Source organism: Bacillus sp. PPSBB_11, assembly GCF_038023285.1.
Classification (GTDB): domain Bacteria; phylum Bacillota; class Bacilli; order Bacillales; family Bacillaceae; genus Bacillus; species Bacillus altitudinis.
Window position 1 is genome coordinate 1 of record NZ_CP150633.1, and the last position, 18,628, is coordinate 18,628.

Genomic DNA, 18,628 nt, shown 5'->3' on the forward strand with positions numbered 1-18,628 from the left:
TAGATGGGCAACATCAAACCAGGTACATTGTTTATGACAAAAGCCAAACCAACCACTGTCAGCATAACGAGACTTATAAATCTTATCAATACCACTTGAAGTCCCCCTTCATATTCACCATAACAGATTTTCCCTTTATTTTCATGACCTGCCTAAAAAAGATGCGAATCCACTAAGATTCACACCAAAAGGGGTATTACCTATTCGACTCACTTCTCTTCTCACGCGCTTCCTTCCACTGCTCAAGCTCAGACACCGTCAATAATTGATATCCTTGTTTGGTGAGTTCTTTGATAATCGTGACGGCTGCGTTGGCTGAGGTGTCATAGATGTCGTGCATTAAGACCGTTTCACCGCTAGATGCATGGGCTAGAATGTAGTCCGCGACGTATTGGCTGTTTCGATATTTCCAGTCTTCAGAATCCACATCCCAAAGGGTCACTTTCATGTGAAGAGCTTCGTTGATTTGCCCGTTTGTCCCTCCATATGGCGGTCTAAAATGAGTCGGTGTGAACCCGCTCGCTTTTTCAATGATTTGTTGCGTGTCTTCTACTTGTTTGACCGCTTGTTTTAAAGGAAGTCTTGTGAGCAAAGGGTGGTTATAGGAGTGGTTTCCAATTTCATTTCCACCCTTTCTGATTTCACTTAACATATCGGGATAATACTGAACCCTGCTGCCTAATACAAAAAATGTAGCATGTCCTTTGTTCTCTTTTAATGCTGTTAAAATTTTTGAGGTCGTTGATGGATTGGGCCCATCATCAAATGTGAGTGCAATGGCTTTTTGATTTGGATGAAATGTGGATGGTTTTGGCAATTTCACAATCTTTCTTGTTGGAATCGGTTCTTTTTTCTCGTTTTTGTTCAATTCTTTCTTAATATATTCAGGTTTTAATATTCCTGTCAGTAGTGTTTTCTTAATCGCTAACACTTGAGGGCCTTGATGATTTGGAGCGATTTGTCCTCTTGGAAAGTAGAATTCGATATAGCGATCCTTGATGGCAAAATACTGATAATTCTTCGCCACAGGAGACGTTCCCTGTTTGAGCAGCGGCTGATTTTCAGCTAGCGTTCGATCTTTTTTTAATTCCTCAAAAGTCATATGAGATAATTTTTGAAGATTGTCCTTCTTTGATAGAAAGATATCGTTGATTGATAAAAATGTCTGTTTCTTGAAATCAAAGTTCATCACCTTCGTTTGATTGACGCCTTGCTTTCCGCCCTTCACTTCATATGTATTGAATTTGATTGCGACGGTTTGCTTGGCATAATGAATGATCTCATAATCGATGTTTAATTCGTATCGTTTTTCTTCATTGACATCACTCGCTTGACTAAATGATGTTTTAAACTTTTCTAACGCTGTCTCTGCAAATCTTTTGATCTCCTGATCTAGTTTTTCTTGATGAAACAGCGGATAGTTGACAGCATATCTCATGAATTTCCCGTCATTCACAAGTGTGACAATTTCAACTTGTTTGTAGCTCGCATCTTGTTCTACTTTTTTTCTCTCTGTCCCGCTTGCTTGCTGATTATGATAAAATCCAGCGATTCCGATGACAATCGCAAGTCCGCATAGAACAAGAATGACTTTCCCTTTGATTGACACAATGATTCTCCTCTCGTGATGCCGTCCTGTCTAAATGGCGTGTGTTTGTAGGATAGACTTTTCGAAGCCCCTTTTTAGTTTGCAAAAAACACACTTGTCACATTTTCGACATATTTTACGAGAGACATATAAAAAGGGCTTGATTGCTCAGCCCTTATTTTTGCATATACAGTTGGAATAACTTTGTTTCTTCATCAATAGAGCGTGCCTGGTCAAAAGCTGCTCTGACTGTCTTTGAGTTGTTCACCAGCTCATACAGCATGGTGAGAACAAAAATAAATGACGCATTTCCATCAATGTAGTCATCGGGCGCTGTATAGGATATCGCCCCTGTTTCTAAAAAAGCTTCTGCCACCTTTTTTTCGCCTAGTGTACAGCCTGTACATATAATGTGGACTCCATTTAACGAAGCATACCGCTTTATGTCATCCGCACCAAAAGCAGCACCTCTCGGCTCACCCTCTTCGTATACATCTTCTCCTAACTCCGGCATGAGAAACGCTCCTTCTTCTCCGTGAAAGGATAAAAGAATGAAATCCGTCTCGCCTCTATTCCTCCCGGATAAAACATTAATCAGGTCATTCGGTCTGCCTATCCAATGCATATCGACTTTTGCGCCAAAGTTTTCAAGTGCTGCACGAAGCGCAAAGGATTCCAGCTCACTATTTGGTCCGGCTGCCAATGTGATGCGCATGACTGGCTGGCTCATTTATATCCCCTCCAAACGATGATAAACATAGCATCATTTTTTCCTCATCTACATATGCACCATTTATTTTTAGTGCTTTTTCCTCTACCGCATACGACTTAAATCCAACAGACATGTAAAGATATTTGGCTGGGTCATTTGTTGTGACCACTGTTAAATATATTTGTTCGATGTCTTTTTTTTCGCGTGCAAAAGAAAGTAATTTTGTCAGGAGCGCCTTCCCTATTCCTTTTCCGCGTCCATTAGCCGTTACATACATCGCTGCCACATTGGCACGGTGCTTTAATTTCTGCAAGGTTTCTTGTATGAGTGTAACCGAGCCGACCAGCTGACCTTGATGAAAGGCACCGAATGTCCACATAGATTGTGTAGAGGCAAAACGAGCCTTATATTTATTCTTCGTATCTAGCTTCTCTTCCTCGTAACTCATAGCAAAACTCTCTGGATTTAATCGGAGTGCTTCTAATCTCAAGTTCGCATATTCTTGAGCATCTTCTGGTGTTAACAATCGAATATTCAGAAAATCGCCTCCATCAGAATGAATTGATACTTCCAATTTTATCTTGAAAGGCGCTTTTGATCAAAGAATATTGGTTCATTTACATATAGCACATTTCTTATAGACTTTTAGGCTCTCTTTCGTTTTTGTGAAAACAAGGTCATTTTGATCATGTTCACTCGATATTTCCTATCCAAAACGATTCTTTTCTCACTTATCTTTTCACTTATTTTATATTAACCTATAACTAATTCATGAAAAAAAAGAAAAAAAAGGATTGATATGAACAAAAACATATCATAAGATAGAATAGTAATAAAAAGACAAAAAAGGGAGGAATTTGATATGACAGAAACAAGAAATGAAATCAAACTACATGTTCTTTTTGGTGCTTTAGCAGTAGGATTCCTTATGCTAGCTCTTTTTTCCTTCTCGCTACAAGTACTGCCAGTTGCTGATCTAGCAAAAGAATTTGGTATTCCAGGCAGTGTTGCCGCTGTAGTTCTTAATGTGGTTGAAGCGGGTGGAGCTGTCACTACAATTGTCTCCATTTTAACTGCTGTAGGTTCAGGCGGTCTTTCTCTTATTGCTGCGGCTGGTAAAGAGACAATTCGTCAATACCTTAAAAACGAAATTAAGAAAAAAGGCCGTAAAGCCGTTATCGCTTGGTAATTTATTTAACGACTCAATAGAAGGAGACTCTGTTCTCCTTCTATTTAAATTTTTGTGCAGGTGAGAAGATGTTATATCCATTATTATCACTACTTCTATCCATTAGACTGGAGCAACAGTATTCTAATATCGCTCAGTTCGTTATACGAAAAATTCCATTTCTCAAGTCGTTTTCTTCAAAACAGTACATATTTTTTTCTTGTATTCTTGATATCATATTCGGATGCATGATTGTATTCGTGATTTCTTCATTTCTTTACTCCCCCGTCTATCAAATAGAATGGGAAAGTGCTTTTGTGATGTTTTTATTTTTATTTTCTATCGTCAAAGGAATTGAATCTTATAGAAGAACTCATCTTCTTCCTTTTAAAGAATTGATACAGCTAGCACCTGTTTCCTCTAGACAACTTTTTCAAACGCTTCTGTTTTCTGAATTGATTTGGCTTGTGTTTACGAGTTTGAGCACTTATTTGATCTATTTTTTGTTCCAATATGATATTGTTCAAACACACGATCTGGCATTCTGGTTAAAACATGTCAATGTGATGCTGACAAGTATCTTCCTATTTATCATCAGCAATAAGATATTCGGTGCTTATATTTATAACATCGTCGTAAAAAAAATCGGGGCCATTCGTGTCCTCTTTTTTGCAAGCATCGCTTTGCTTTTTTTCTTTTTCGGAAGGGTTCTCATATTAAACATCATTTTCCCTTTTTATCACACCTTCCAGCAACTATTTCAATCGATCTCATCGCTTGCAGAGGATTCGTTTTGGATCACTCTTTCAAACAAGCTGATCTCTTTATATCAACATGATCTTCAGCAAATGCATCATGCTTTATTTTCAGATGGCTCTGTTTTTCTACAATTTCAAGCCCTTTTTAATTCACCTATTACATTGATTGTTGTGATACTAGGTAGTGCGCTTGTCATGAGAAGTCCTGTTCGATGGATTCCAACGGAAAAAGATCAAGACCAAAGCTCAAAGCATTTTCGGGATTTATTTTATTGGTACTTTCAAGTACTGCATAAAATTCAGGGTTCGCTGTTTAGACAAAATGTGTTGATCCAAAAAGACATCAAGCTGCTGAAAGAAAAAAGGTGGCTCTTATCTAAAGAATTTTTTAATTATATGTTCATGTCATATGAAGCCTTCTTTTATATTGGTGTTTTTACCGGATTGATCTCGATCATCGATCATCAAGCCTTGCAAATTCAGCTGCTATTCACACTCAATATTATGATACTAGCGAATCAATCTTATGAGATGAGAATGCTGACACCTTCTATTTTCACTTTAAGTGCTGAAAAAAAGAACATTTGGCTTTACGAGCTTTCTCAAATATCTCTATTGCAGTTTTTCTTATCAAAAATCCAGTTATTTTATTGTTTATTTTCCATACCAGCACTCTGTTTACTATTCATTAATCTATCTATCATGACTGTGTATCAACTGTTTCATGTTCAGATGCTCATTCAACTGGTGGCATTAGGGATTGGCTTTTTCATTTTTCCTTTAATCCAACTGTACTTGTTTCCATTCACAACGAAATTCAATTTTATTCATGAGCATGAAATAGGCACAACAAATGAGGAACTAGAGATCATCGATAAAGGTCAGGCATTTGCCAGAAACTTTCTTGTACTGCCTTTTATGTACTATTTGATTTTGACCTCTTTTCTCCCTATATTGCAGCAATCCTCAGGGCTCGTAAACGTGCTGTTCGCTATATATTTTGCGATCGTTTCAGTGATTTGCTGGATATTATGCCGCAAGACCATTAATAAAGGAATTGAGTATGTTGAAAAAAATAAGATATTTTCTATCGGAGAATAGATTGATTCTACGTCTCGGCTATTTTTACGCCGGTGTATTTATTGCAGCTTTGCTCATTGGAAGTCTCCTTCCTTATGATCAGATTCCTTATTTAAAAAAGGATGAAGACATGTTTTTTCTCTCTATTTTTTCAAACAATTTACAGGTTGGGCTTGCCATTCTAGGTATCGGGGCTTTTACTGGCGGCATTATGTCTGCTGGCATTCTTTTTTATAATGGCTATATCATCGGAAAACTCATTCAGTTTTTGATAGCCCATCATGAAGTGAAGCAGTTATTCACTGGCCTCATGCCGCATGCTTTTGTTGAGATTCTTGGTTTGATCCTCTTTTCAATCGTCAGTGCTTTTCCATTCATTTATCTTTACCGGTTTATGAAAGGTAAGGCCATTGATGTAAGAAAGCTGACTCGGACTGTGGTTCAGTTAATCTTTTCCGCTGTAGTGCTCTTGTTGATTGCCTCTCTTTTAGAGGAATATGTCAGCCATGTACATCTATCTTAGAAGAAAGGAGAATGTGGTTCTATGGAGCTACTTCTACGCCCTAAACAATTTTTCAATCAACATCAATCGATCAAAACCATTGTAGGTCTTGTCTTACTATCTTTATTTGTTTCGACTGTTTTTTTAACATTTTTTATCATTGATTTGTTAGTAGAGGAGCCTTTATCTGCTGGAAAACAATTAGCCAGCATTGTGTTTATCTTTTTACTGACAATCCCGCTTTATTTCATATTGAATTTTCTTGGTACTGTCGTTACTTCGATTTATATGTACTTTTTTCATAAAACGTTTATTTTGCGCAAAATGTATTTTGTCATCTTGCTTTATAATGCGTTGCTTCTATTAGTGAATAGCGCAGCGATCTATTGTGTGATGGTACTCGATTTAGATCATTATTTTATCATCATCCAAGCGATTTCTTTTTTGATCAACTTGTACCTTTTACGCATCCTATATGATGGGATCATTTATTATGCTGAAGGATCAAAAAAAGCCGCCCTCGCGACCGTCATCTTGTATATGCTGGTGACCACTGTTTTTGTTATTGGAGGATTTATCAATGGCTAGTTTGCAAGTGTCTCAGCTATCTTTTCGTTATGAAACAACTGAAGAAAGCTCTCCCCTCCTTGATCAAGTATCCTTTCATCTGAAAGAAGGTGATCGTGCTTGTATTATCGGGAAAAACGGCAGCGGTAAATCGACACTTTTAAAGATCATCGCAGGTCTGCTTCCTTCAGTATCCGAAACGATTTTACTCAACGAACAGCATCATCCTAGGTCAGCTCTTTTTAAAGGGTTGGTCGCGTACATTCCAGATAAGCCTTTGGTTTATGATGCGCTGACTGGTATTGAGCATATGACTCTTATACAGTCACTATGGAAAATGAATCAGTCAGAAAAAGAGGTATACAAAAAGACCTTTCTCTCGCTTTGTGATGCATTTGATTTAACTCATGCACTTAAGATGCCTGTCAAACAATATTCACTAGGTATGAGATATAAGCTTTTCTTTAATTGTATGGCAGCCAGATCACCAGAGCTAATCATTCTTGATGAACCTTTTACATCTCTTGATGAGGCATCTCAAATGCAGTCTATTTCTTTATTAAAAGAAGAATTCTCTGATCAATGTGTTTTATTTACAAGCCATCAGCGCTACCTTTATTCAGAATTAGGAAATCGTTTTTTCGAGCTTGATCACGGACAACTAAATGAAATAGAGCGTTGAACATACAAAAGGCATCCCATCACAGGATGCCTCACTTCTTTTTACCATTAGACTACCACTTACAGCGTTTGACCGGGCGGCAGCAAGGATTCTTGATATCACTGCCACAGTCATATTCTTCCACAATATACTCATTTCGAGTAGATTGCGTCACAGGGTAGTAGTTTTCAATTCTTTTGATGTTTTTATTGACGTTTGTGATATGAGTTGGATGAATTTTTCTGATCGTTTGTACATTTGTTGTCGTGTTGACAATTTGACGTGTAGGGGATACAACCGTTTCAACTTCTCCATGATTCCCTCTGCGAGGCCCAAAGAAAAAATTGTCTAATCGATTCCGGCTCATCTCAACACCCCTTCAAGTTGTCTTTCACTTACACTCTATCGTATGTAAGAGGCGCGATTAGTGATTAGATGCTTGTCTATTTTTGATAAAATCCGCTTGTGATCTAGTCGTCTCTTTCTTTACAATAGGACAATTTTAACATATTATACAAATGATCTCTTGTGAAGGAAAGGACATTCATTGATGAAAACAAGACATAAGCTTTTTTCATTTTTCATTCTGCTCGTCGTGATCATCACCCTTCCCTTGCTGTCGCCTATGGCTTTTACAAATGCGACCGAGAGAGGAGCGATACGGCATGCCATTTATCAAGAAGGCTACCCTTACCAAAGCTATTTTGCTATTTTGCAAAAAAAGGACGATGTAGACCCTCAATATGGTCAGCTTTATGATGTGTATTGGCAGGCTTGGAAAAGTGAGACGGGAATGACGCCTTCCGTCTGTTATTCAAAAAAGGTAGAAGACCATGAATATAAGGTCAGCTGCGGAACTGCACCGTAACATTTTTCAATAACTTTAAAATAAGAGGTGAACGATTTGATCAACACAACACAAACCATCGAACGAAACAAACTGGACATTGCACTTGAACTGACGCAATTGCATTTGAATCGATATGAAGCAAATCATCCTGATCAGCTGAGTGAAATTTATGCAAAATATTATGCACTTCTTGAAGTGCTGGACGTATCCTCATCTGATCAATTAATGGATTTACTGCCAGATGAACTGAAACAAATACTTGATTAAAAAAGCCATCTATCCACACAGGATAGATGGTTTCTTTTAGACTCGTGCAGCCATATCAGTTTCGATTTGCTCTAGGCTTCTTCCTTTTGTTTCGACTAAGACAAAGCGCGTGAACAACAGGCCAATTAAGCAGATGACCCCAAATGAGGAGAAAATCACGCCAAAGCTGAATTGGTCAGCCAAGATTGGGAACACAAGGCCAACTGCTAATGATCCCGTCCAGTTAAAGGCAGAGGAAATGCCCGCTCCAATACCCCTAACAGAAAGTGGGAAAATTTCACCAATGATAATCCATGTGATCGGTGCCCATGAGAAGGCATAGCACAAAATAAAGCAGCAAAGTGAAATCAATGTGACCCAGTTTAATATGCCTTCACTCACTCCGAGCGCACCTAATGCCGCTGGTGCAAAGAAAGACAGGGCCATCCCCGTTCCCCCAACTGTGAGAATCGTTCGGCGGTCGAACCGGTCGACGAATTGTAAAAAGATTACGGTCGTCACAACAAATATGACACCAACAATGACGGTAAAACCTGCGGCAACTTGCGGAGCAAGACCTACATTTCTTGCGATACTCGTTGCATAATACACAATGGAGTTCGCCCCCTGTATTTGCTGGAGTGTCGCCATTCCGACCCCAATAAAGAGAGCCATACGGAATTTCTTTTGAAATAATTCACGAATGCCTGAGCGTTCTTCTTTTGCCACTTCTAAAATTTCTTGCATTTCTGCTTCAATCTCTTCACGTGATGAACGAAGTGATCCTAATACTTCACGTGCCTTATGAGCCATTCCGTGTTTAATTAAATATCTTGGAGATTCAGGAAGTTTCAGCATGCCAATATAAAGCACGATCGCAAATAAAGCAGCACTTCCCAGCATCCAGCGCCAGCTGTCTGGAATTGGTTCAAACACAAATGCGACGATATAGCTAAGCAATAATCCACTCACAATCATCAGCTGATTCAGGCCGGACAATTTCCCGCGAATTTTAGCTGGCGCGATTTCAGACATGTAAGCAGGCACGAGCGATGAGGCTGTCCCTACAGCTGTTCCTAAGAAAATCCGGGCAATGGTTAATGAGATTTCTTCTGGTGCAATGGCTGAGCCAAGCGCACCGACAAAAAAGATAATCGATGACACCAAAATGAGCTTTCTGCGGCCAAACTTATCCCCCATCAGACCGCTTAAAATGGAACCAATGATCGCCCCGCCCATTAATGAAGAAACGACGATGCCAAGCCATAACGGGCTGAGCTGAAATTCTTCCTGAATGTGCCCTTCTGCCCCTGCGATAATACCAATATCATATCCAAATAAGATACCTGCAAAGGACCCGAAAAAGAAGATAAATTTACTTGATACTTTTTTCTCCAAGTGGATGACCCCCCTCACTTAATAAACCGCTTTCATTTCTCCCTGCCATTCTACCTTTCACAGTAGAATGCATTTCACCCTTCTTTATAAAACCACATATTCTGCATTCACAAGCTTTGCAAAATGAACAATTTGATCAACCGTTAAATTGAGAGATACGACTGTATGATGACCTCCGCCGTGCTTAATCCATGCTTTGATGCCATCTTGAAAGTTCGGTTTGATTTTCCAGAGGACTCGTGCTACCGGTAATTGAGGTGCTGCTTCCTGCGGCTCAAAGGCTTCCACTTCTTGAATCAGCCATTTGAAATGTGTTCCAAAATCAGCAATGGAGACAACAACGCCCTCGCCTGCTTTTCCATCAAACACAAGACGTGCTGGGTCTTCCCGGTTTCCAATGCCTAGCGGAGACACGACAATGACAGGTTTTGTATGTGCAAGCGCTGGATCTACTTCTAGCATATGAGATTGCAGCACTGCTTCCTGACCAGCAGTCATTTCATATGTGTAATCTTCCATAAAACCAGTCGATTGATGATGGCTCATCACCTTTAATAAACGATCCAGTGCGGCGGTTTTCCAATCCCCTTCACCCGCAAAGCCATATCCCTTTGCCATCAGCCTCTGAACGGCTAAACCCGGAAGCTGCTTCATGCCATGTAAATCTTCAAAGTTTGTCGTAAAGGCATTGTAGCCGCCTTCATCTAAAAAACGTTTGATGGCAATTTCATATCGTGCCTGCACTTTCACACTTTGTTCCCATTCTTCTGTCGAATAGCTCCCATAATCCACGTCATATAACGTTAAGTACTCAGCAAACAGAGCATCAACTTCTGCTTCTTCCACAGCATTTACATAGTTCACAAGATCGCCAATTCCAAAGTAATCAACGGTCCATCCCAGCTGGATCTGCGCTTCAATTTTATCTCCTTCTGTCACCGCAACGTGGCGCATATTGTCACCAAACCGAGCCACTTTAATGTGGAAGCTCTCATGATAGGCAGCCGCAACGTCCATCCAATCAGCGATTTGCTGCTTCACCTCCTGCTTCGACCAATGACCTGCAACGATTTGGTTTTGCTTATTTAAACGTGCATTGATATAGCCGTACTCTCTGTCTCCATGTGCCGATTGATGGAGATTCATATAGTCCATATCAATCGTGTCCCACGGAATGTTTTCATAGTATTGCGTGACGAGATGCAAAAGAGGCTTTTGCAAAAGAGACGTACCACGTATCCACATTTTTGCTGGAGAAAACGTATGCATCCAAGTCATCACACCGATGACCTCATCACGATAGTTGACCTCTTTCATCAGCTGTGTGATTTGATCCGCACTGACCGCCAGTTCCTGCAGAATAATTGGATAAGGCAGCAAACCGCTCTCATTTAAGGCATCTGTTATCTTTTGCGCATCTGCCTTCACTTGCTTCAGTGCCTCGTCCCCATATAAGTGCTGTGACCCGACGACAAACCAACATTCTTTCTTCTGACTTGTTAACATAGAAATCCCTCTTTTCTTTATCTTGAAGGTTTTTGTCCGTAATACGCATGTGTTCCATGTTTTCTTAAATAATGTTTATCTAAAATCACCTGCGGAAGAGGCTCCGCATATTCGTTCAATTGCTTTGCAAACAGGTTCATTTTCGCTACTTCATCTAAAATGACACTGTTCGTTACCGCACTTTTCGCATCTTTTCCCCACGTAAAGGGACCATGACCTTGTAGCAAAATACCAGGAACCGCCATGATATCTATCTGTCTTTTCTCAAACGTTTCAATGATCAAGTGTCCTGTTTCCACCTCATACCCGCGATTCACCTCTTCTTCTGTGAGAAATCGAGCGCACGGAACAGGTCCGTAAAATGTATCTGCATGTGTTGTGCCCATTGCTGGTAAATCAAGTCCAGCTTGCGCCCATACCGTTGCCCACATTGAATGGCTATGTGAAATGCCGCCAATTTCCTCAAAGTGTTTGTAAAGAACAGCATGTGTAGCAGTATCGGAAGAAGGATTGAATTCTCCCTCGACCACTTGACCGTCAAAATCGACCACGACCATGTCTTTTGCTGATAATTTGTCATATGCTATGCCGCTTGGCTTAATGACAAACAGTCCACTGTCACGATCGCACGCACTGACATTGCCCCATGTAAATTTCACAAGTCCGTACTTTGGTAGATCTAGATTCGCTTGAAACACTTCTTCTTTTAACCGCTCTAACATACAGGTGCCGCTCCTTTCTGTGGCGTCAAATGTTCTACTGCCGCTTTTTCTATCGGGAGTCCTTCTTGATAGCGCTTTATAAATTCCTCAAAACCTTTAACATCCAGTGGATCAGGATCAATAAGCTCTTCTAATGTATGGGCAAATACTTGATGCTTGAGAAAATGGCTCAGTGTTTGCTGCTGGTGATTGAGCATATACGAAGCAAGGACCGCCATCCCAAACGCACCGCCTTCTCCAGCCGTTGATACGACGGATACAGGTGTCCCAAGTGCAGCAGCGACCATTTTTTGTCCAACTACTGGTGTTTTAAATAAACCGCCATGTCCTAGTAAACGATCAATCTTGACTTGTTCATGTGCTTTTAACCGATCCATCCCGATTTTCATTGCGCCAAATGCAGAGAAGAGATGTGTCCGAATGAAATTAGCAAGGGTAAACCGGCTTTGAGGAGATCTAACAAAAAGGGGTCTTCCTTCTTTTAGTCTCGTAATATTTTCACCAGAATAATAGCCATAGCTTAAAAGCCCGCCCCCATCATGATCTGCTTCTAAAGCTTGATTTAATAGGGTTTCGTATAATCTTTCTGTTTCAACTGGCTGACCCATTGCTTCAAACGCTTCTCTGAATACATTCATCCAAGCGTTAAGGTCACTTGTACAATTGTTGGCATGAACCATCGCGACTGGCAGGCCATCTGGTGTCGTGACAAGATCCACTTCTGGGTACACACCTTTTAGATGATGCTCTAACACAATCATGGCAAATACAGATGTCCCAACTGAAATATTCCCAGTTCTCTTTTCCACACTGTTTGTTGCGACCATCCCTGTTCCTGCATCACCCTCTGGTGGGCAAAAAGGGATACCTGGCTGCAACTGTTTGCCTTGGTCTAAAATCGCTGCTCCAGCTGCTGTTAACACACCAGCTTCTTCGCCTGCTAAATAGATGCGCGGCAAAAGATGACGAAGCTTCCACGGATAGCCTTTTTCTGCAATCAATGCTTCAAATTGATGAAGCATCACTTCGTTGTAATCCTTCGTTTTTTCATCAATGGGGAACATTCCCGACGCATCGCCAATTCCGATGACCTGCTTCCCTGTTAACAGCCAGTGAATGTAGCCAGACAAAGTGGTCACATACTCTAACCGGGACAAATGTTTTTCCTCTCCTAGTATCGCTTGGTATAAGTGAGCGATACTCCATCTTTCTGGAATATGAAATTGGAATACATCTGTTAGCTTTTGACTCGCCTCGGTCGTTGTTCCATTCCGCCACGTTCGAAACGGGACGAGGACTTCTCCTGTATGATGACAGGCAACATAGCCATGCATCATCGCAGATATCCCGATGGAGCCAATGGTTTGAATCGTCACCCCATACAATTGTGCAGCCTGTTCTTTCATCTGACGGTACGCCACTTGAAGACCTGTAATGATCTCAATTAAATTGTACGTCCATATTCCTTCTTGAAGAGAACTTTCCCATTCAAATGCACCTTGCGCAATTGGCTGAAACTCTTCATCTATTAAAATCGCTTTAATTCGTGTCGAACCAAATTCAATGCCCAAAGATGTCCTGCCTTCTCTAATGGCTTTGGCCGTCTTTTCACGATTCATTTTGTTCACCTCCAAGATGATAGCGGTTTCAAATATCTTTTTCATTTGATTCATCTTTACCTGTGCACAAAAACAATATAATATTTGTACGTACATATGTCAATAATAAATATAGTTGTGCATACACAATTAGACAAAAACTTTCATATTCTCCAAGGAACAGACGATAGACACTGTAAGCGCCTGTTTTTGATTGAGCAACCATGTTAAAATATGTCCATACAAGTTCTTCTCAACCCGAGTAGAGGATCAACTGTGAAAGAAGTGAAACGATGAAAAAGAAGTACCAGATCATTATGGATGATATAAAAAGCAAAATACTGACAGGGGATTACCGGATCGGGGAGCGTATTCCAACCGAATCAAGCTTGCAAGAGATGTATCAAGTAAGCCGGCATACGGTGCGAAAAGCCATCTTGGATTTATCGAGTGAAGGTTTTTTAAGAAGTGAAAAAGGCTCAGGCACATTTGTCACCAATCAATATCAAACAAAACCTGCTGGACATGCTCATATGAAAACGATTGGCGTCATCACCACATACATATCCGATTACATTTTCCCGTCGATCATTCGGGGCATCGAAAGCCGATTAAATGAAGAGAACTATTCTTTGTTACTGGCGAGTACAAATAACGATGTGGAGCAAGAGAAAAAAGCGCTTGAAATGATGCTGTCCTTTGGTGTGGACGGATTAATTGTCGAACCGACAAAAAGCAATTTATATAATCCAAACATTTCGTACTACCTATCCTTTAAAGAGCAGGATGTCCCGCTTATAATGATCAATGCCTACTATGAGCAGTTAGAAGTTCCCTTCCTTTGTTTGGATGATGTAAAGTCCAGCTATTTAGCGACAAAGGAGCTGATCACCTCTGGGCATCAGCACATTGGACTGATTTCAAAAACAGATGATTTACAAGGAAAATATCGAATGAAAGGCTATATTCAGGCACTCGGTGAAGCGAAGCTCAATTTCCTACCAGAGCATATTCTTTTTTTCGATACAGAATCGAAGCAGTATTTGGGGGATCATATCAAAACCTTTTTACAAGCGCACCAGCATGAGCTAACCGCCCTTGTTTGCTATAACGATGAAGTCGGGTTAGAAGTAGCAAATGTATGTAGTGAAATAGGTTTATCTATTCCAGATGATCTTTCCATTATTGGACAGGATAACTCGTATATTGCCCAAAAAAATGCCCATGTGAAACTGACAACGCTGACACACCCTCAAGAGCAAATGGGACGAGATGCGGCAGACTGGATGATTAAACAAGTACAAGGGAAAAAGAACCTGCCTGATCGAACATTTTATGAGCCTGAACTCGTTCCTGGTGAAACGATTAAAGCGCTAAACGTAAGAAAAAATGAGCCCTCTTCATAGAAGGCTCATTTGACTTTAGGCTCCTGTTCAAGCATATTCATCACATCATAGGCAATTCGGTCGGGAGAGTCTTGCGTGATACGATTGCGATAGTTAGACAAGACGACCACTCCTGTTTTTGAATGCGGGCGGAAGCCCATGAAGCTGGAGAAACCAGAAGTTGCACCATTATGGCAAATCAATCCCGTATCATCTATGACCCACCCGAGTCCCATTGACATGTTTTTCCCTATCTTCACCTTTGGCTCGTGGGTCATTTTCCATGGAGAAGCGGCGTCTGCACTCATGTGTGCAGAGAGAAATGAAAGCAAATCAGTGACCGTCGACCGAATCGCACCAGCCCCTTGATAGTCATGCATCTGAAGCGGAGGAACCTCTTTTCCATTCTCTTGATGACCGAGGATCATCTTCTCTTGGACATCCTCCTTGATCGTAATAAAGGTGTTCGATAGTTTCAGCTCATCCACGATATATTCAGTCAGCAGCTCTTCATATGTTTTGTGAAGAGACCATCCCATGATCAACCCGAGGAGTCCCATCCCTACATTGGAGTAACGAGATGGGTATTCTTTTCGCTCATTCCATTTTTTCGAGTGTAACAGTTTCATTAATTCATCAAGGGAGTATTGACAGTACATATCTCTTCTCACTTTTGGAAGGAACCTTAGTTGTAAATCTCTGAGAAAACGATATGAAGGAAGTCCAGACGTATGAATTGCTAGCTGTTCTATTTGAATGGGGTGATTCTTTCTTATTTCAGGACAATACAGTGAAATGGAATCGTCTAGCTTCATCTGCCCTTTTTGAATCATGCTTGCCAATATACTTGTCGTAAAGACTTTTGAAATAGAGCCGATTTCAAAAATGACCTCCTCAGGCTGGACGCGCTGCCGTATGGGGTGATCTCCGAAATGAAAAACATGTCTTTCTCCTTGATGAATCAGTCCGATCACAAGCAGTGCCTGTTTCTTTTTCTCCGTATAAGAAGAGGCAATTCGCTGTACTTCTTGTTTGAGCATCATCAATGGATCATCATCCTTCCCCTTCATTTTGATCTACAATCAATTGATCTAGCTTTGTATAAATGGATGTCAATGTGTTGATCTCTTCGAGGCTTAATTTTGAAAAGTATTTTTCAATGATCGCAAGTTCTATCTTTCTCATATTCTCCAAGTACGTCTTTGCCTTTTCAGAAAGTTCAACGTGCAATTCCCGACGATTTTGCGGGTTGATGCTGCGGCGAATCCATTCTTTTTTTTCAAGCGTGTTTAATAACTGGCTCACAGCACTTTGGGTGATGCCTAGTTGCTGAGCAATTTGAATAGGTGAGCTTCCCCCTGTTCGCTCTACGAAATCAAGGACAATATGCTGCTTATCAGTTAGCTCATCTACAAATAACTCTTCAAACTCTAATCGGAGCTTTTGATGGATACGCGCTTCGATTTGGTTTAATTCTTGGATCATCGTTGTTTTGGATGTCACTGTCATCACCTTCATAATTAAGATAACTTAAGTATAAAGGTATATTAATTATTAATCAACAAAAATCCCTATCTTTTATCAAAGATAGGGAAAATGCCGATTATACTTCTTCTTTAGGTGAAGGTACTGCACATACGCCATCTGCACATGCTTCTTCAAATGAAGCATCAGCCGCTTTCTCCGTTTGCGCTGCCTCTTCTGTCCAAGCCGTTTCAAGTGCACGAAGGAACGTATCTGCTGGCTGTGCACCAGCAACCGAATATTGATCATTGATCAAGAAAAAAGGCACAGCAGAAATCCCGAGCTGTCTTGCTTCTTTTTCGTCTTCTCGCACAGCGTCTGCAAATTCTTGCCCGTCTAGAACCTTTTGTACTTCGTTCTGATCAAGGCCTGCTTTTTCTGCAATATCTAAAAGGGTTTGACGATCACCAACATGCTTTCCATCTGTAAAATACGCTTGAAACAGCTCACTCATGACGAGATCGCCTTTTCCCATTTTTCCAGCATATTGTGCGAGCTGGTGGGCATCAAAGGTGTTTGTCAAAACGAGTGGATCGAATTGAAAATCGATTCCTTTCTCCTTGCCCGCCTGTTTCACCTGTTCATTCATCGCGATGGCCCGGCTACGGCTCATGCCATATTTTTTGACAAGCATATCATGCACATCATAATCCACTGCAACAGGTGCATTCGGATCAAGCTCAAAGCTTTTAAACTCTACTTCTACCTGTTCTTTATGAGGGAATTGCTCAAGCGCTGTTTCCAACTGTTTTTTCCCTATATAACAAAAAGGACAGGCGATATCTGACCAAATTTGCACTTTCATCTTCATCTTCCTTCCGTTGCTTACGTTTTTTCTTTCGAGATGTAACTATTATAGTTACATCTTATCCTTTATGTCAAGTGATCCTTCTTTTTAAGTACCATGTATTAAAAAAACCTTTTCTTCAAAAAAGGAAAGGTTTTCATCACGGCTATTCTAAATTCGCATGGTGACCGTACATTTTATGGGTGTCGAGCTCTTTCATTTCCATCAATCTCAAGATGACCGCATCGTACATAAGAAGCAAAGTTTGCTCAAATAATGAGCCCATCGGCTGAATCGTATGATGGTTTCCTTCATGTTGATCCTTTGGCGCACCTGACAGTAAGATGACTTCATCCGATAGATCAGCTATAGGTGACTCAGTTGAAAGTGTGAACGACGCCACGCTTCCGCCAATCGCCCTTGCCTTTTTCGCGAGCACAAGCAGCGTCTCTGTTCGGCCAGAACCGCTCCCTACAATCAATAAATCCTCAGATGTAAAAGCAGGCGTATTCGTTTCACCGATCACATAAGCTTCGAGACCAATATGCGTGAGTCTCATCGCAAACGATTTTCCCATCAAACCAGACCTGCCAGCCCCTGCGACGAAGACCTTTCGAGCCGCTAAAATGCTTTTGACAAGCTGCTCTGCTTGTTCGTCTTGAATCGCGGGCGAGTGCTCAGAAAGCTCGCTTAGAATCGCTCTCACATAGTCACTTGTTTTCATGATTGTGCAATCAACTGCTTCATTTGCGCAGCCACTTCTGCTTTATTGTCTTGGCTCGCTATGCCGCCGCCGACAATAATCAAATCAGGGTTTAATTTGACGACTTCAGGCAATGTATCAAGCTTAATACCGCCTGCAATCGCTGTTTTTGCCTGTTTGACCACTTGTTTTATGGTCATGAGGTCAGCAAATGAGTTTTGACCAACCGCTTGCAGGTCATAGCCTGTGTGCACACAAATATAATCTACCCCAAGCTCATCAAGCTCTTTCGCGCGGCCGGCGATATCTTTGATCCCAATCATATCGACTAAAATTTGTTTCCCTCTTGCTTTTGCTTCCTTCACCGCTCCTTGGATAGACATATCTTCCGCCGCCGCAAGAATAGTCACAATATCCGCTCCAGCCTCGGATGCCTGCTGCACTTCATAACCGGCAGCATCCATAATTTTGAGATCCGCCAGCACACGTAAATTCGGAAACGCCTGTTTGACTTCTTTTACAGCACGAAGTCCTTCGTTGATCACAACAGGTGTCCCAATTTCCACCACATCAATAGACGCTTCTACTTCTTTGATCAGCTCGATCGCTTCTGGTATATTCACTAAATCTAACGCTAATTGTAATTTCATGAACGTTCACTCCCGTTTTTTCATCTCATCTTCAAGAGCTCCGTGAATAGGGCTTCTTAAACGATGAAATGAGTATAACAACAGGATGGAAGCAATCCAAGTACGCACTTTTTTTTTACATACTATACTTTTTCGCATATGGTTACAAAAAAGACACTGTCTTTTCGACCAGTATCTAAACGTACTGACAAATCCTCGCATTCGGTGTCAAGTCTGTGTTGTG

Annotated in this window: 21 protein-coding genes; 8 read left to right on the plus strand and 13 right to left on the minus strand. The window is 40.9% G+C overall.

Features of this window, described 5'->3' with window-relative positions; all coding sequences use genetic code 11:
• Window positions 1-196: 196 nt before the first annotated feature.
• From V7L95_RS00005 to V7L95_RS00015, 3 genes are all read right to left on the minus strand, one after another.
• Window positions 197-1,609, minus strand: coding sequence for a polysaccharide deacetylase family protein (locus V7L95_RS00005; RefSeq protein ID WP_017358047.1), 1,413 nt, complete (start codon window positions 1,607-1,609; stop codon window positions 197-199).
• A 154-nt stretch (window positions 1,610-1,763) separates the two neighbouring features.
• Window positions 1,764-2,318 (minus strand): hypothetical protein, encoded by a 555-nt coding sequence (locus V7L95_RS00010; RefSeq protein ID WP_017358048.1) that lies wholly within the window; start codon window positions 2,316-2,318, stop codon window positions 1,764-1,766.
• Entirely contained in the window at window positions 2,272-2,874 is a 603-nt protein-coding gene (locus V7L95_RS00015) for a GNAT family N-acetyltransferase (protein WP_017358049.1), read from the minus strand. Before V7L95_RS00015 ends, V7L95_RS00010 begins: the two co-directional genes overlap by 47 nt.
• A 288-nt stretch (window positions 2,875-3,162) precedes the next feature.
• On the opposite strand from V7L95_RS00015, the gene V7L95_RS00020 reads away from it, so the two are divergent.
• The 5 genes from V7L95_RS00020 (at window position 3,163) to V7L95_RS00040 (ending at window position 7,057) form a co-directional block, all read left to right on the plus strand.
• On the plus strand, window positions 3,163-3,489 hold the full coding sequence (locus tag V7L95_RS00020) for an uberolysin/carnocyclin family circular bacteriocin (protein ID WP_017358050.1): 327 nt from the start codon (window positions 3,163-3,165) through the stop codon (window positions 3,487-3,489).
• Between the two features lie 299 nt (window positions 3,490-3,788).
• On the plus strand, window positions 3,789-5,327 hold the full coding sequence (locus V7L95_RS00025; RefSeq protein WP_234932479.1) for a hypothetical protein: 1,539 nt from the start codon (window positions 3,789-3,791) through the stop codon (window positions 5,325-5,327).
• 1 nt (window position 5,328) lies between these two features.
• The gene (locus tag V7L95_RS00030; RefSeq protein ID WP_017358052.1) at window positions 5,329-5,829 is read left to right on the plus strand and encodes a stage II sporulation protein M; all 501 of its coding nucleotides are present in this window, start codon (window positions 5,329-5,331) and stop codon (window positions 5,827-5,829) included.
• A gap of 21 nt (window positions 5,830-5,850) precedes the next feature.
• The gene (locus V7L95_RS00035; RefSeq protein ID WP_017358053.1) at window positions 5,851-6,396 is read left to right on the plus strand and encodes a hypothetical protein; all 546 of its coding nucleotides are present in this window, start codon (window positions 5,851-5,853) and stop codon (window positions 6,394-6,396) included.
• Window positions 6,389-7,057, plus strand: a complete 669-nt coding sequence (locus V7L95_RS00040) for an ABC transporter ATP-binding protein (RefSeq protein WP_017358054.1) — start codon at window positions 6,389-6,391, stop codon at window positions 7,055-7,057. The genes V7L95_RS00035 and V7L95_RS00040 overlap by 8 nt, the downstream gene beginning before the upstream one ends.
• Window positions 7,058-7,109: 52 nt before the next feature.
• Here V7L95_RS00040 and V7L95_RS00045 read toward each other — a convergent pair whose 3' ends face one another.
• Window positions 7,110-7,403, minus strand: a complete 294-nt coding sequence (locus V7L95_RS00045) for a CotD family spore coat protein (RefSeq protein WP_017358055.1) — start codon at window positions 7,401-7,403, stop codon at window positions 7,110-7,112.
• Window positions 7,404-7,586: 183 nt separating this feature from the next.
• On the opposite strand from V7L95_RS00045, the gene V7L95_RS00050 reads away from it, so the two are divergent.
• On the plus strand, window positions 7,587-7,904 hold the full coding sequence (locus V7L95_RS00050) for a hypothetical protein (RefSeq protein ID WP_340967732.1): 318 nt from the start codon (window positions 7,587-7,589) through the stop codon (window positions 7,902-7,904).
• A gap of 27 nt (window positions 7,905-7,931) precedes the next feature.
• Complete coding sequence (locus tag V7L95_RS00055) at window positions 7,932-8,153, plus strand: hypothetical protein (protein WP_224558471.1); 222 nt, start codon at window positions 7,932-7,934, stop codon at window positions 8,151-8,153.
• A 36-nt stretch (window positions 8,154-8,189) separates the two neighbouring features.
• Here V7L95_RS00055 and V7L95_RS00060 read toward each other — a convergent pair whose 3' ends face one another.
• The 4 genes from V7L95_RS00060 to V7L95_RS00075 form a co-directional block, all read right to left on the minus strand.
• Window positions 8,190-9,530, minus strand: coding sequence for a sugar porter family MFS transporter (locus V7L95_RS00060; RefSeq protein WP_007501378.1), 1,341 nt, complete (start codon window positions 9,528-9,530; stop codon window positions 8,190-8,192).
• An 84-nt stretch (window positions 9,531-9,614) separates the two neighbouring features.
• Window positions 9,615-11,036: an L-arabinose isomerase gene (araA, locus tag V7L95_RS00065; protein ID WP_017358057.1), complete on the minus strand. Its 1,422-nt coding sequence runs from the start codon at window positions 11,034-11,036 to the stop codon at window positions 9,615-9,617.
• A gap of 17 nt (window positions 11,037-11,053) precedes the next feature.
• Entirely contained in the window at window positions 11,054-11,758 is a 705-nt protein-coding gene (locus V7L95_RS00070; protein WP_017358058.1) for an L-ribulose-5-phosphate 4-epimerase, read from the minus strand.
• Window positions 11,752-13,377 (minus strand): FGGY-family carbohydrate kinase, encoded by a 1,626-nt coding sequence (locus V7L95_RS00075; RefSeq protein ID WP_019743624.1) that lies wholly within the window; start codon window positions 13,375-13,377, stop codon window positions 11,752-11,754. Before V7L95_RS00075 ends, V7L95_RS00070 begins: the two co-directional genes overlap by 7 nt.
• 272 nt (window positions 13,378-13,649) lie before the next feature.
• On the opposite strand from V7L95_RS00075, the gene V7L95_RS00080 reads away from it, so the two are divergent.
• Window positions 13,650-14,762 (plus strand): GntR family transcriptional regulator, encoded by a 1,113-nt coding sequence (locus V7L95_RS00080; protein ID WP_017358061.1) that lies wholly within the window; start codon window positions 13,650-13,652, stop codon window positions 14,760-14,762.
• Window positions 14,763-14,767: 5 nt separating this feature from the next.
• On the opposite strand, the gene V7L95_RS00085 is transcribed toward V7L95_RS00080, so the two are convergent.
• From V7L95_RS00085 to hxlA, 5 genes are all read right to left on the minus strand, one after another.
• On the minus strand, window positions 14,768-15,784 hold the full coding sequence (locus tag V7L95_RS00085) for a serine hydrolase (RefSeq protein WP_186365186.1): 1,017 nt from the start codon (window positions 15,782-15,784) through the stop codon (window positions 14,768-14,770).
• A 10-nt stretch (window positions 15,785-15,794) separates the two neighbouring features.
• Complete coding sequence (locus tag V7L95_RS00090; RefSeq protein ID WP_340969079.1) at window positions 15,795-16,250, minus strand: MarR family transcriptional regulator; 456 nt, start codon at window positions 16,248-16,250, stop codon at window positions 15,795-15,797.
• A gap of 94 nt (window positions 16,251-16,344) precedes the next feature.
• A complete protein-coding gene (locus V7L95_RS00095) occupies window positions 16,345-17,070 on the minus strand; it encodes a DsbA family oxidoreductase (protein WP_144610320.1) in 726 nt (241 codons plus the stop codon).
• A 148-nt stretch (window positions 17,071-17,218) separates the two neighbouring features.
• Window positions 17,219-17,776, minus strand: coding sequence for a 6-phospho-3-hexuloisomerase (gene hxlB, locus V7L95_RS00100; protein WP_052321112.1), 558 nt, complete (start codon window positions 17,774-17,776; stop codon window positions 17,219-17,221).
• A complete protein-coding gene (gene hxlA, locus V7L95_RS00105; RefSeq protein WP_024718772.1) occupies window positions 17,773-18,405 on the minus strand; it encodes a 3-hexulose-6-phosphate synthase in 633 nt (210 codons plus the stop codon). Before hxlA ends, hxlB begins: the two co-directional genes overlap by 4 nt.
• Window positions 18,406-18,628 lie beyond the last annotated feature (223 nt).

Coding starts and splice junctions, on each gene's coding strand:
- V7L95_RS00010 (WP_017358048.1), bottom strand. CDS start 2,318: ATGAGCCAGCCAGTCATGCGCATCACATTGGCAGCCGGACCAAATAGT.
- V7L95_RS00020 (WP_017358050.1), top strand. CDS start 3,163: ATGACAGAAACAAGAAATGAAATCAAACTACATGTTCTTTTTGGTGCT.
- V7L95_RS00025 (WP_234932479.1), top strand. CDS start 3,789: ATGTTTTTATTTTTATTTTCTATCGTCAAAGGAATTGAATCTTATAGA.
- V7L95_RS00035 (WP_017358053.1), top strand. CDS start 5,851: ATGGAGCTACTTCTACGCCCTAAACAATTTTTCAATCAACATCAATCG.
- V7L95_RS00040 (WP_017358054.1), top strand. CDS start 6,389: ATGGCTAGTTTGCAAGTGTCTCAGCTATCTTTTCGTTATGAAACAACT.
- V7L95_RS00045 (WP_017358055.1), bottom strand. CDS start 7,403: ATGAGCCGGAATCGATTAGACAATTTTTTCTTTGGGCCTCGCAGAGGG.
- V7L95_RS00050 (WP_340967732.1), top strand. CDS start 7,587: ATGAAAACAAGACATAAGCTTTTTTCATTTTTCATTCTGCTCGTCGTG.
- araA (WP_017358057.1), bottom strand. CDS start 11,036: ATGTTAACAAGTCAGAAGAAAGAATGTTGGTTTGTCGTCGGGTCACAG.
- V7L95_RS00070 (WP_017358058.1), bottom strand. CDS start 11,758: ATGTTAGAGCGGTTAAAAGAAGAAGTGTTTCAAGCGAATCTAGATCTA.
- V7L95_RS00075 (WP_019743624.1), bottom strand. CDS start 13,377: ATGAATCGTGAAAAGACGGCCAAAGCCATTAGAGAAGGCAGGACATCT.
- V7L95_RS00080 (WP_017358061.1), top strand. CDS start 13,650: ATGAAAAAGAAGTACCAGATCATTATGGATGATATAAAAAGCAAAATA.
- V7L95_RS00085 (WP_186365186.1), bottom strand. CDS start 15,784: ATGATGCTCAAACAAGAAGTACAGCGAATTGCCTCTTCTTATACGGAG.
- V7L95_RS00090 (WP_340969079.1), bottom strand. CDS start 16,250: ATGACAGTGACATCCAAAACAACGATGATCCAAGAATTAAACCAAATC.
- V7L95_RS00095 (WP_144610320.1), bottom strand. CDS start 17,070: ATGAAAGTGCAAATTTGGTCAGATATCGCCTGTCCTTTTTGTTATATA.
- hxlB (WP_052321112.1), bottom strand. CDS start 17,776: ATGAAAACAAGTGACTATGTGAGAGCGATTCTAAGCGAGCTTTCTGAG.
- hxlA (WP_024718772.1), bottom strand. CDS start 18,405: ATGAAATTACAATTAGCGTTAGATTTAGTGAATATACCAGAAGCGATC.